Here is a 12,556-nt window from a genome sequence, read left to right on the forward strand (position 1 = left end):
TCTTTATTTAAAGATATTGAAGGTTTATTCACGGGAAAGATATTTTAGGTTAGCACTTCTACAAACAATTATCACTTTGGTTCAAAATTAATTTTCATTCTTTTAACTTCATTATAAAGTATATTCGATGGTTTTGGTATGACGGCTAATTTTGTAGCTGCTAATGCTTCCCGACATAAAGCTTCATCACCACCTAATACTTTAACATCCAATAACAAACCATCGGGTGCGATACGAATTTCTAACATACAGCTTTGACCAACATAAAGCTTATTTGGATTAATAAATTTATTACTTATAGCACTTTTAACTAAAAATATATACTTATCTAATTCACCATTAGATGTACCTTTACGAGTCAATGAGGAACTAGATGTAGAAATAATTCCACCAAGAAGATCATTAACTTTTTTATCATTTTGAGCAGCTGCCGCCTTCTGCTTAATAGCTAGCCTTTCTTTTGCTATTTTCTCTTCCTCAACTTTTTTCTCTTCAGCTTTCTTTTTTGCTTCTAGTTTTTCTGCAATAGCTTTTTCCTCTGCTGCCTTTTGCTCAGCTGATCTCTTTTCTGCTTCTAACTTTCCTATAGCAGCTTTTTGCTCTTGTTTGAGTTTTTCTTCAAGTTTTAAACGTTCTTTTTCTAATTCTTGTAACTGCTGCTGTTGAACAAGCTGTTTTTCTTGAAAATTTTGAAACTGCCTATCAATTTGCTCCTTCCTTTGTTGTTCTGCTTTTTGTTGAGATATTGGGCTTTGCATTTGCCTTTGGTACTGTTCAGACATTATAGTTGGATCAACCATGATAGCATCAATTGTTTGCCCATTATTGCTGCCATAATTATTACTATCATCTTGTGTTAGCCTATAGCTTAAAATAATAATTAACGCTACATGCAGTATAATCGATATGATGATTGCAAGGCTTAACTTTGATTTTGAATTATTCGACATTGCTGACATTTCTAATATATTGTTATCATCGCTTAAATTTAAATTGGTTGAGTCATTAACCCTACAGACTTAACACCTGCAGATTGCAATAAATTCAACGCATTTATTATTTCTTCATAAGGAACATTTTTAGCACCACCAACTAAAAAAATTGCCTTTTCATTTAAAGCTAATTGCTGTTTAACTTCAGCAATAATTTGCTCTTGAGATAAATTTATTTGGCGCTCTTGATTAATGACTAATGTGTAAACACCAATGTCTGATACCTCTATAATAATTATTTTATTATCGGATGGTGAAACCGTTTTAGATTCAGAAGTTTGAGGCAGATCAACTTCAACACTTTGGCTAATAATAGGAGCAGTCGCCATAAAAATTAGTACCAACACTAATAACACATCAAGCAGTGGTACTATATTAATTTCAGATTTAGTTAAATAACGAGAACGCCTGCTCATAATTATTTCCTAATAGCCACAGCTTGACGTTGTAATATAGCTGAAAATTCATCAATAAAGTTAAGATAATTTTGCTCAATTCTTCCTACTTTTAATGATAATCGATTAAAAGCCATAACAGCGGGAATAGCAGCAAATAATCCAATAGCCGTAGCAATCAATGCTTCGGCGATTCCCGGAGCAACCATTTGCAAGGTGGCTTGTTTAACAGCACCAAGAGAAATAAATGCATGCATAATTCCCCAAACCGTCCCAAATAAACCTATATATGGACTAATAGATCCAACTGTACCTAAAAAAGCAATATTCAATTCTAACTTATCAAGTTCGCGGTTCATTGCTAAACGCATAGAACGCGATGCGCCATCTAAAGCGGCTTCGGACATATTAGGGTTAATTTGATACAACCGAGTAAACTCTTTGAAACCTGAATAAAAAATATGTTCTGTACCACTAAGTTCTTCTTTATTAAATTTTGCTTTATCAAACAAAACATTTAATTCATCAGCAGCCCAGAAATTATTATCAAATTGCTTTATTTGCTTTTTAGCTTGCCCTAAAACTTTAGTTCGTTGAAAGATGATAGCCCAAGATATCACTGAGAACATGAGTAGTAATAGTATGACACATTGTACTAATAGACCTGCTTGCAAAAACAGATCAACAATATTCAGGTTTTCCATTTATATAAACTCCAAAACTAATGACTTTGGAAGCGCACATGGCTTCATTTTAATAGTATCAACACAAGCAATAATAACATTAGCTTCGCTAATATATTGCTGATTTTGGTTGGTAATAGTTTGCTTAAAAATAATAGATGCTTTACCAATTTTTTCAACTTTACTGTTGATAGTTAACATATCATCTAAACGAGCTGGGAAATTGTAATTAATATCCATCTTTTTCACAACAAAAGCAATACTATCTTGTAACAACTTGTACTGGCTAATACCTAAGTGTCTAAGCATTTCTGTTCTAGCACGTTCAAAAAAAGCAAGATACCGAGCATGGTAAACAACACCACCAGCATCTGTGTCTTCATAATAAACTCTAGCATTCCAATTAAATTGTTTCATCTTTACATTTCATATCAAATAAAATTAAGAGATATTATATCTGAATATAGATTCAGCTGCACTATGATATAAAATCACCTAAATAAAAAATTATTATTTTTAATTAACCTGCTTATTTGAATTAAATTATAGCTACTTAAAATGAAAAAGGCGGCTATAAGCCACCTTTTTCAACTTATAAGATTCTTAAATCGCTACTTATTGTTAGTTTCTTTTTCACTACTTATACGTTCAATCCAAAGTCCAGAAACTACTGAAATCATACATGCAGCTATAAGTCCAATAAACCATAAAATGTAATACATAATAATTCCTTAATAAAGTGAATGCTTATTATTTTCTATATGATTTTTATCAATTCGTCCAAACATTTTTATATAAGTCCAAATTGTATACAAAAGAACAATTGGTAAAAATATCAATACAACAATAAACATTATATTAAGTGTTAATTGGCTTGATGAAGCGTCCCATATTGTTAAACTAGCATTAGGCATAATGTTAGAAGGCATAATAAATGGAAAAGTTGCAATGCCATATGTGAATAGTACACAAGCAATAGTTAACGCTGATAAAACAAATACCAAAGCATTTTTATTTAAGCCAGAACACAAAATAGTTAGTAAAGGTAGTACAACACCCAATGTAGGGATAACCCATAAAATAGGATAATTCATATAGTTAGATAACCATGAAGCATCTGTTGATACAGTCTTGCTTAATGGGTGAGACACCCCATTGTGATCAATTGCACTTGTAATCTCATAGCCGTGCATGCCAAATGCTACCCAAATCCCAGCTAAAATAAATGCAATTAGCATTATTAAACTAGCAATTTGTGTAGCCTTTCTGGCTCTTAAATAAAGCTCACCTGACGTTTTCATTTGTAGCCATGCGCCACCATGAGCAACAAATAACATTAGACTCACAATTCCTGTTAATAGTGCAAAAGGATTAAGTAAACCGAAGAAATTGCCATCATAAAAAACGCGGTAAGAATTATCAAATCTAAATGGAACGCCTTCTAATAAATTGCCAAAAGCAACACCAAAAACCAATGCTGGTACAAAGCTTCCTGCAAAAATACCACTATCCCATAAATTACGCCACTTAGAATTTTCAAGTTTACTTCGATAATCAAAACCAATTGGTCTAAAAAAAAGCGCACACAGCACGAGAATCATTGCAATATAAAAACCTGAGAATGCAGCAGCATAAACCATAGGCCAAGCGGCAAATATTCCTGCTCCAGCTGTAATTAGCCAAACTTGGTTACCATCCCAGTGAGGCGCAATCGTATTTATCATAATACGACGCTCTGTATCTGTCTTACCAATGAATGGTAATAAAATACCTACCCCCATATCAAAACCATCAGTGACAACAAAACCGATTAAAACAACACTAATCAGTAGCCACCAGATAACACGTACAATTTCGTAATCAATCATTGTGTATACTCCCTATGCCTTATTCTGTACCGGTTGTGTTTTTTCATAATGATAGCTGCCGGTACCTAAAGAACTTGGTCCTAATCTAGCAAACTTAAACATCAAAAACATTTCAGCAACTAAGAACAATGTATAAAGACCACAAATAAGAATCATAGTAAATAATACTTCACCTGAAGTTAATGACGAATTTGCAACACCTGTTGGTAAAATATCTTGAATTGCCCAAGGTTGACGACCATATTCAGCAACAAACCAACCACACTCACAGGCAAGCCATGGGAATGGTAAAAATAAAACTAATAAACGGTGTAGCCAACTTATTTCACCAACTCTATTTTTATAAGTTGCCCATACCCCTATCGCAGTACCAAGAATCATTAATAAACCTAAACCAACCATTCCTCTAAATGCCCAAAATAGTGGCCAAACAGTAGGAATTGAGTCGTCAACAGCTGCTTTAATATGTTTTTCTGTAGCTTGAGAAATTGTGAGGTTATCACGATCTGTAAAACGTTTAACAAGATAACCATAGCCTAAATCTGCTTTATTATCTTCAAACGCTTTAAAAACAGCCGGTTCCTGATCACCTTGTTGAATCTTCTGTAGGTTTGAAAAAGCTAAAATTCCATTACGAATTCTCTTTTCATTATCCGCTAAAATATCCTTAAGTCCTGTTACTTGAGTATCAAATGAACGTGTTGTCATTATACCCATTACATAAGGAATCTCAATTGCGAATAAATTTTCTCTATTTTTTTGGGATGGAAACGCAATAACATTGAATGAAGCTGGAGCTGGTTGAGTTTCCCATTCACCTTCAATCGCAGCAAGTTTCGTAGGTTGAACAGTTGCTAATTCATGACCAGCTTCATCTCCCATTATAGCAACAGCAATTGACATAATAAAACCAAAGACTGCGGCAATCGCAAAAGAACGTTTTGCAAATGCAACATCACGCTTTTTCAAGAGATAATAAGAGCTTATGCTTAAGACAAAAATAGCACCAGTTAAATATCCTGCAGTAACAGTATGAACGAACTTATATTGAGCAACTGAATTGGTAATTAACTCATAAAAGTTAGTCATTTCCATACGAGAGTTAATTGGGTTGAAATCGGAACCAACAGGAAATTGCATCCAACCATTAGCCACTAAAATCCAAAGAGCCGAAAGGTTAGAACCAAAAGCAACACACCAAGTAACCATCAAATGTTTACCACGGCTTAATCTATCCCAACCAAAAAAGAACAAACCAACCATTGTTGATTCTAGGAAAAAAGCCATCAATCCCTCAATTGCTAACGGCGCACCAAAAATATCACCCACATAATGTGAATAATAAGACCAGTTAGTACCAAATTGGAATTCCATGGTTAAACCTGTTGCAACACCTACTGCAAAATTAATACCAAACAGTTTGCCCCAGAATTTTGTCATATCTTTCCAGACTTGCTTTCCACTAACAACGTATACTGTTTCCATAATTGCTAGCATAAATGCCAAGCCTAGCGTTAATGGAACAAATATAAAATGATACATTGCGGTAAGTGCAAACTGGAGGCGTGATAGTTCTACTATATCTAACATAAACGCTCCCTAACCTTTAATTGCTACAAAAATTTCTAACATCATTGTAATATATTGTACACCAATATTTAAAGAAGAAAATTGATGTAAATCAAAAAACGCTACTTAAATCTTTCTTTTGCTGTTTTACCTATGTCAGATAAATTCCTGACGACAAAAACACCTGCATCCTGTAGTACTTTAGTTTTTTCTTCTGCAGTACCTCTATTTCCCGAAATAATAGCACCGGCGTGCCCCATCCGTTTACCCACTGGTGCAGATAACCCTGCGATATAAGCAATTACTGGTTTTGTAACATGTTTTTTGATATATTCGGCTGCTTCTTCTTCAGCATTGCCCCCAATTTCACCTATCATTATGATAGCTTCAGTTTCAACATCTTTTTCTAACAATGCTAAAATAGTAGTAAAATTACTCCCGAGAATGGAATCACCACCAATACCAATACAAATTGACTGACCTAATCCAATATCAGTTGTTTGTTTAACCGCTTCATAAGTTAATGTTCCCGAACGAGACACAATACCTATACGGCCAGCTAAATGAATATGTGCAGGCATAATACCAATTTTACATTTATCTGGAATAATAATCCCAGGGCAATTTGGACCAATCATGATCACATCATTATTTTGTTTTAACTTTTCTTTAACAATAAGCATATCTAAAGTTGGAATACCTTCAGTAATACATACAATCAATTTGATACCAGCATCAATTGCTTCAAGTATTGAATCTTTACCAAATGCTGCCGGGACATAAATAACACTTGCGGTTGCATTCGTTGCTTTAACTGCATCTTTAACCGTATTAAAAACAGGTAATCCTAAATGTGTAGTTCCGCCTTTACCAGGAGTTACTCCTCCAACTAACTTCGTACCATAAGCTAAAGCTTGCTGTGAATGAAAGGTGCCCTGACTACCAGTAAATCCTTGGCAAATAACTCTGGTCTCTTCATTAACTAAAATTGACATATTAACTATTTCCTCCACCCTATTGTTATGCTACTGCAACTATTTTTTGAGCCGCATCCGTTAAGCTTTGTGCTGAAATAACATTCAATTTACTTTTAGCAAGAATTTTTCTGGCAAGTTCAGCATTATTTCCTTCAAGCCGAACAACTACTGGGACAGTAAGGCCATTTTCTTTAATGGCACTAATAATGCCATCAGCAATTAAATCACAACGAACGATACCCCCAAAAATATTAACTAAAATAGCTTTTACATTTTTATCGGATAGAATTAGTTTAAAGGCTTCGGTAACCCGTTCTTTTGTCGTTCCACCACCAACATCTAAAAAATTTGCTGGCTCCCCTCCATGCAGTTTAATAATATCCATAGTCGCCATTGCAAGACCAGCACCATTAACCATGCAACCAATATTACCCTCTAATGAAACATAGCTAATCCCTTGCTTTGCAGCAATAGATTCGCGTTCATCCTCTTGTGTTGTATCTCTTAAAACATTTAAATTCGGATGCCTAAATAGTGCATTATCATCTAGAACAATTTTAGCATCTAAACAAATTAGCTCATCCGAATCAGTAATAACTAGAGGATTTACTTCTGCTAATGCAACATCATTTTCTAAAAAAAGTTTAGCGAAATTGACAAATAATTTTGCAAATTGGTTAATTAACCTTCCAGTTAAACCTAATTTAAAAGCCAGCTCATAACCTTGGTAAGTGCAAGGACCGGTTAAAGGATCTAGTGAGATTTTATGAATTAAATGCGGAGATTTATCAGCAACACTTTCAATATCTATTCCCCCTTCAGTTGATGCCATAATAACAACACGTTTCAAACTACGGTCAATTACCGCCCCCAAATAGAGTTCTTTCTGGATATGAAATGCTTTTTCAATTAAAATTTTATTAACCGGTTGACCTTTAGCAGTTGTTTGGTAAGTAACAAGATATTGTCCTAGCCATTTTTCAGCAAATTGTTTTATTTCACTGAAATTTTTTGTACAAATAACGCCACCAGCCTTAGCTCTTCCTCCTGCATGCACCTGACATTTTACAGCCCAAGAGCTACTTGCAGAAGTCTGAGAAGACAGTTCAGCTAAAGTATCTTGTATTTCATCTATGGAGTTGCAAACATACCCTTCAGGTACAGGTAAATTATATTGCTTAAAAAGATATTTTGATTGATACTCATGAAGGTTCATAAAGAATTTCCGCGATTTAAGTGAACATTAAACTTTTTATAATTTTAATTCAATATGAATAAATTGTGTAGTAAAGAATGTTTTATGTTTAATATGGTTTAATGTAATTGAGAATTATTGCTGATGACATGCGACAATGATATACTCAAAAAATTGTTTTGATCGTAATTATTGTAAAGGTATAAATATGAAGCAAGTTGGTATTTTTTTTGGTAGTGACACTGGCAATACGGAAAATGTAGCTAAACAAATCCAACTCATTTTAGGCGAAGATAGAGCCCAACTTTTTGATATTGCTAAATCAACAAAAGAAAGCATAGCTCAGTTTGATTATCTTTTCTTTGGTATTCCAACTTGGTATTATGGTGAATCTCAGGCCGACTGGGATGACTTTTTCCCTAATCTAGAGCAAATTAATTTTAACGGTAAAACCGTTGCTATTTTTGGCTGTGGTGATCAAGAAGATTATGCCGAATATTTTTGTGATGCAATGGGAACCTTACGTGACATTATTACCCTAAAAGGGGCCAAAATTGTCGGAAATTGGTCCACTGAAGGTTATAGCTTTGAAGCCTCTAAAAGCTTAGTGGATAATACACATTTCGTTGGTTTAGCTATTGATGAAGATCGCCAACCCGAGTTGACAGACGAACGCATAAATACTTGGATCAAACAAGTTCAAGCCGAAATGGGAATTTAGCCTACCAAATGATTTCTTTTATTTTCCGTTAATTATTTTTATAATAACGCATATTAATATATATTGGGATGTAATATGACAAATCATGATAAAGATAATAATGCCGCGCTTAAAAGTGCGGGTTTAAAAGTTACGTTACCACGATTGAAAATTTTAGAGTTATTACGTGATCCTTCATGTCAGCATATTACAGTAGAAGATATTTATAAAAAGCTACTTGATATGGGAGAAGAAATCGGACTTGCCACTGTTTATCGTGTTTTAAATCAATTTGATGATGCAGGGATTGTTACTCGCCATAATTTTGAAGGTGGTAAAGCTGTTTTTGAACTTGCGACACAACAGCATCATGATCATTTAATTTGTTTAGATTGTGGTGAAGTATTCGAATTTCGAGACGAAATTATCAATATGAGACAAAAAGAAATTGCTGAACAATATGGTGTTAAATTAACTTTCCATAGTCTTTACCTTTATGGTCATTGCCAATCAGGCAACTGTAAAGAACACCCTGAACTTCATACAAAAAAATAAGCCTATTCCAATAGGCTTTTTCCTTCTTTAAAATATAAATCTTTAGTTTATCTTTTAGGTTAGTAATTACATGAAACAACTTTTGAATTTTATTCCTCTTGTTTTCTTTTTTGTGTTTTTGACAATGTATGATGTTTTTGTTGGTGTACAAGCATTGATGATATCAGCAACTGTCTCTTTTCTTATCATACTTATTATTTACAGAAAGCTAGATAAAATAGAATTGATATCTTATTTGATGATTATTATTTTTGGCGGATTTACACTCTATACACGAGAACCAAATATAATTAAATGGAAAGTAACAATTATTAACTTTTTATTCGCCTCAGCATTACTAATTGGCAAGTTTATTTTCAAGAAAAATCTACTTCAACAAATGTTAGGCAAAGAAATACAGCTTGATATGCTTATTTGGAACAGGTTAAATACATTATGGATAGCATTTTTTATATTATGCGGCATAGTTAGCTTATTTGCAACCTACTATACAACAGATGATTTTTTTTGGATATTTAAAGTATTTATATTACCAATTATATCATTGTTATTATCATTAATTTCAGGTATTTATATCTATAAAAATATGAAAAAAGATATAGATAACAAATAAAATAACATAATTTGGAGCTTTCAAAAAATGAAACAAAACACAGACATTCCAAAAGGGCAATTAGTACTAAGAACACTTGCTATGCCCGCAGATACCAATCCTCATGGTCATATCTTTGGTGGTTGGATAATGTCACAAATGGATCTTGCTGGTGGGATATTATCAAAAGAAATAGCCAAAAATCGCGTTGTGACCATTAATGCTAGCAGCATCACATTTTATAAACCAGCTATGGTTGGCGATGTTGTCTGTTGTTATGCGCGTTGCATCAAGACGGGGAAAACATCGATAACAATTGGTATAGAAGTATGGGTAAAAAAATTAGTTGATACTGGTAATATGACACAACGCTTTTGTATTACTGATGCTGAATTTACTTATGTTTCAGTTGATAAACATAATAAATCTAAACCATTACCAGAGATCTTTCAAAATTATGATTGTACGAAAGATTCAATTAATAAATTAAATCTTAGTGATAGTTAATAAATATGCAATTTTCCTCATTTCATGCATTAATAAGTACTCTTATATTTCTTGTTTATTGGTTGATTATTGTTGCGACAACATTACGTGTAGTTTTTAAGCGCAGACCAACAACTTATGTTATTGCATGGATGTTGGTAATTTATATTTTACCTATCGTTGGAGTGATTCTTTATTTTGCACTTGGCGAAACCCATTTAGGACAACAAAGAGTTAAACGCTCACAAAAAATGCGTCCAACTATCGTAAAATTTATCAATAGATTAAGTGACTTTCCTAATATTTTTACTAATAATGTTAGTGCTGTCAGTAAACCAATTTTTCAGCTTTGTAAACATCAAACTGGTCTTGATGGAATTAATGGTAATCATATCGAATTACTCAGTGACACAGATAGCATTTTTGATCGTTTAATTGAAGATATAAATAAAGCGACTTCGAATATTGAGATGGTATTTTATATATGGAATGAAGGTGGACGAGCTAATGATGTTGAACAAGCACTGATTCAAGCAACTAAACGCGGAGTAATTTGCCGCTTAATGATTGATTCAGCGGGAAGTAGGCATTTTATTAGAACCAGTGCAAGTAAAAGAATGCGTGAAGCCGGAATTATCATTATCGAAGCCTTGCAAGTCAACTTACTTCGATTTATGTTTAGGCGCTTAGATCTGCGTCAACATCGTAAAGTTGCGATTATTGATAACTATATATCTTATACGGGTAGTATGAATATTGTCGATCCTCGTTTCTTTAAACAAAATAAACATGTAGGTGAATGGGTTGATATTATGGTCAGAATGAGTGGACCGGTTACTACTTTAATGGGGGCTATCTACGCAAGTGATTGGGTGTTAGAAACAGGAAACTATTTAGCATTACCTCAAATAACTGATTTTGCCGAACCACCAGAAGATAAAAAACACATTATGCAATTGATAGCTTCAGGTCCAGGATACATGGAAAACATGATCCACCAAGCATTATTAACTGCGATCTATTCAGCACAAGAACAAATCATTTTTACCACACCTTATTTAGTGCCAAGTGACGATATTTTACATGCTGTATGCACAGCTGCCCAGAGAGGTGTTGAGGTTATTATCATCATTCCTAAAAAGAATGACTCTCTTATGGTGAAATGGGCTAGTCGCGCATTTTTTTCTGAATTATTAGAGGGCGGAGTAAAACTTTACCAATTCAATGATAATTTATTGCATACCAAAAGTGTACTAATTGATAATCAGTTAAGCCTTGTAGGCACCGTTAATTTAGATATGCGGAGTTTATGGCTTAATTTTGAAATTACTGCAGTTATAGATGATGCCGAATTCGCCAAATCACTCTCTCAACTCTTACAAAAATACTTATCACAATCGGATGAAATAACTTTTGATGACTGGAAAAAACGCCCCATTTGGCAACATATAGTAGAACGCCTTTTTTATTTTTTTGCACCACTTCTTTGATATTTATAAATTAAAAACAAATATGCATTGTTTTTTAGTTTTTTAGTTTTTTAGTTTTTTAGTTTTTTAGTTTTTTAGTTTTTTAGTTTTTTAGTAACCATTTTGTGACAGATCAGGTTTAAAATGATTGTTATGAATACGATAAACATTTGTCTGAATCGAACCATCAATATTAAGTACAATTTCACGCCATCCAGGTGCATCATCGCTTGATAGCTGAAAGTCATAACTTCCTGGTTTGAATTGCACACATGTTGAAGGAGTAGAAAATGCTAAACAGTTATGCCATATATACTTTTTATTTTGATGTATATGTCCCCAACCTAGCCCTTTTATTTTAGGATTGTTTTGAATAATTTGTTCTAATTTATCGCTATTTTTTAAAATATGCTGATCCAACCAATTGCAGCCAGATTTGATAGGATGATGATGCAAAAAAACAAGTACTTCTCTATCTGGATAACTTTGTAATGCGTTTTTAAAAAAATTAAGTTCCGATTTAGACAAAAAACCATAAGCACACCCCATGACTTGGCTGTTTAATAAAACAATTAACCATTTATCACCCAATAGTACTATTTTATTGCTAGCAAGTTGATAATTAGAAAAAACATCTTGCATAAAAATATAATTATCATGATTTCCAGCCAACCATACACAAGGTGTATTAAATTTCCTTATATTTGTTGCAAAACGAATATAAGCTTCTTTTGAGCCATCTTGCACAAAGTCACCTGTTGCCACAATTAAATCAAATATTTTATTTCGACGCTTAATTTCAGTGATAACCGATGAAAAACTTGCGTTTGAATTAACTCCTAATAATACATTATTATCCTTGGAAAAAAGATGAGTATCAGTAATATGTAATATATTACTGTAATTCTTATTTCGGTTAGAAAGCTGTAAAAAAGACGCCAAAATTTACCTCAACCTTCTGTTAAATTATATTAATGCTTAATGATATTCACGATAAATTGTAACATTATAATCGATTATAATATTTTATTATAAAACCAAGTATATTTATTAAGTGTAAATGCGACCATTAATA

At 33.1% G+C, this 12,556-nt stretch carries 15 protein-coding genes; 5 read left to right on the forward strand and 10 right to left on the reverse strand.

All coding sequences use genetic code 11. From position 1 onward, the window contains the following. Positions 1–71 precede the first annotated feature (71 nt). The 9 genes from tolA to sucC all read right to left on the reverse strand — a co-directional run bounded on the left by tolA (position 72) and on the right by sucC (position 7,700). Complete coding sequence (gene tolA / locus A9G34_RS08370; protein WP_065585640.1) at positions 72–950, reverse strand: cell envelope integrity protein TolA; 879 nt, start codon at positions 948–950, stop codon at positions 72–74. 38 nt (positions 951–988) lie between these two features. Further along, positions 989–1,408, reverse strand: a complete 420-nt coding sequence (gene tolR / locus A9G34_RS08375; protein ID WP_034943948.1) for a colicin uptake protein TolR — start codon at positions 1,406–1,408, stop codon at positions 989–991. A 2-nt stretch (positions 1,409–1,410) separates the two neighbouring features. Further along, entirely contained in the window at positions 1,411–2,091 is a 681-nt protein-coding gene (tolQ, locus tag A9G34_RS08380; protein WP_065569433.1) for a protein TolQ, read from the reverse strand. Next, positions 2,092–2,487, reverse strand: coding sequence for a tol-pal system-associated acyl-CoA thioesterase (gene ybgC / locus A9G34_RS08385; RefSeq protein WP_065569434.1), 396 nt, complete (start codon positions 2,485–2,487; stop codon positions 2,092–2,094). A 194-nt stretch (positions 2,488–2,681) separates the two neighbouring features. Then, positions 2,682–2,792 (reverse strand): cytochrome bd oxidase small subunit, CydX/CbdX family, encoded by a 111-nt coding sequence (locus A9G34_RS11155; protein ID WP_141670384.1) that lies wholly within the window; start codon positions 2,790–2,792, stop codon positions 2,682–2,684. A 9-nt stretch (positions 2,793–2,801) separates the two neighbouring features. After that, the gene (cydB, locus tag A9G34_RS08390) at positions 2,802–3,938 is read right to left on the reverse strand and encodes a cytochrome d ubiquinol oxidase subunit II (RefSeq protein ID WP_065569435.1); all 1,137 of its coding nucleotides are present in this window, start codon (positions 3,936–3,938) and stop codon (positions 2,802–2,804) included. 12 nt (positions 3,939–3,950) lie between these two features. After that, entirely contained in the window at positions 3,951–5,528 is a 1,578-nt protein-coding gene (locus A9G34_RS08395; protein ID WP_034943961.1) for a cytochrome ubiquinol oxidase subunit I, read from the reverse strand. 101 nt (positions 5,529–5,629) lie between these two features. After that, on the reverse strand, positions 5,630–6,502 hold the full coding sequence (gene sucD / locus A9G34_RS08400; protein ID WP_065569436.1) for a succinate--CoA ligase subunit alpha: 873 nt from the start codon (positions 6,500–6,502) through the stop codon (positions 5,630–5,632). Between the two features lie 25 nt (positions 6,503–6,527). After that, positions 6,528–7,700, reverse strand: a complete 1,173-nt coding sequence (sucC, locus tag A9G34_RS08405) for an ADP-forming succinate--CoA ligase subunit beta (RefSeq protein ID WP_034943967.1) — start codon at positions 7,698–7,700, stop codon at positions 6,528–6,530. A 187-nt stretch (positions 7,701–7,887) separates the two neighbouring features. Between sucC and fldA the strand changes: the two genes are divergently transcribed. From fldA to cls, 5 genes are all read left to right on the forward strand, one after another. Beyond that, on the forward strand, positions 7,888–8,400 hold the full coding sequence (gene fldA, locus A9G34_RS08410) for a flavodoxin FldA (RefSeq protein WP_065569437.1): 513 nt from the start codon (positions 7,888–7,890) through the stop codon (positions 8,398–8,400). A 75-nt stretch (positions 8,401–8,475) separates the two neighbouring features. Continuing rightward, a complete protein-coding gene (gene fur, locus A9G34_RS08415; protein WP_034943973.1) occupies positions 8,476–8,934 on the forward strand; it encodes a ferric iron uptake transcriptional regulator in 459 nt (152 codons plus the stop codon). 70 nt (positions 8,935–9,004) lie between these two features. Next, entirely contained in the window at positions 9,005–9,547 is a 543-nt protein-coding gene (locus A9G34_RS08420) for an inner membrane-spanning protein YciB (protein WP_065569438.1), read from the forward strand. 27 nt (positions 9,548–9,574) lie between these two features. Next, entirely contained in the window at positions 9,575–10,033 is a 459-nt protein-coding gene (gene yciA, locus A9G34_RS08425) for an acyl-CoA thioester hydrolase YciA (protein WP_065569439.1), read from the forward strand. A gap of 5 nt (positions 10,034–10,038) precedes the next feature. Further along, positions 10,039–11,502, forward strand: a complete 1,464-nt coding sequence (gene cls / locus A9G34_RS08430; protein ID WP_065569440.1) for a cardiolipin synthase — start codon at positions 10,039–10,041, stop codon at positions 11,500–11,502. Positions 11,503–11,592: 90 nt separating this feature from the next. Here the strand turns inward: cls and cpdA are convergent, their stop codons facing one another. Further along, positions 11,593–12,423, reverse strand: a complete 831-nt coding sequence (gene cpdA / locus A9G34_RS08435; RefSeq protein ID WP_065569441.1) for a 3',5'-cyclic-AMP phosphodiesterase — start codon at positions 12,421–12,423, stop codon at positions 11,593–11,595. Positions 12,424–12,556 lie beyond the last annotated feature (133 nt).

The organism is Gilliamella sp. Choc4-2 (assembly GCF_001690355.1).
GTDB classification, from domain to species: Bacteria; Pseudomonadota; Gammaproteobacteria; order Enterobacterales; family Orbaceae; genus Gilliamella; species Gilliamella apicola_A.

Coding starts and splice junctions, on each gene's coding strand:
- A9G34_RS08420 (WP_065569438.1), top strand. CDS start 9,005: ATGAAACAACTTTTGAATTTTATTCCTCTTGTTTTCTTTTTTGTGTTT.
- cls (WP_065569440.1), top strand. CDS start 10,039: ATGCAATTTTCCTCATTTCATGCATTAATAAGTACTCTTATATTTCTT.
- sucD (WP_065569436.1), bottom strand. CDS start 6,502: ATGTCAATTTTAGTTAATGAAGAGACCAGAGTTATTTGCCAAGGATTT.
- cydB (WP_065569435.1), bottom strand. CDS start 3,938: ATGATTGATTACGAAATTGTACGTGTTATCTGGTGGCTACTGATTAGT.
- ybgC (WP_065569434.1), bottom strand. CDS start 2,487: ATGAAACAATTTAATTGGAATGCTAGAGTTTATTATGAAGACACAGAT.
- fldA (WP_065569437.1), top strand. CDS start 7,888: ATGAAGCAAGTTGGTATTTTTTTTGGTAGTGACACTGGCAATACGGAA.
- tolR (WP_034943948.1), bottom strand. CDS start 1,408: ATGAGCAGGCGTTCTCGTTATTTAACTAAATCTGAAATTAATATAGTA.
- sucC (WP_034943967.1), bottom strand. CDS start 7,700: ATGAACCTTCATGAGTATCAATCAAAATATCTTTTTAAGCAATATAAT.
- yciA (WP_065569439.1), top strand. CDS start 9,575: ATGAAACAAAACACAGACATTCCAAAAGGGCAATTAGTACTAAGAACA.
- fur (WP_034943973.1), top strand. CDS start 8,476: ATGACAAATCATGATAAAGATAATAATGCCGCGCTTAAAAGTGCGGGT.
- tolA (WP_065585640.1), bottom strand. CDS start 950: ATGTCGAATAATTCAAAATCAAAGTTAAGCCTTGCAATCATCATATCG.
- A9G34_RS08395 (WP_034943961.1), bottom strand. CDS start 5,528: ATGTTAGATATAGTAGAACTATCACGCCTCCAGTTTGCACTTACCGCA.
- tolQ (WP_065569433.1), bottom strand. CDS start 2,091: ATGGAAAACCTGAATATTGTTGATCTGTTTTTGCAAGCAGGTCTATTA.
- A9G34_RS11155 (WP_141670384.1), bottom strand. CDS start 2,792: ATGTATTACATTTTATGGTTTATTGGACTTATAGCTGCATGTATGATT.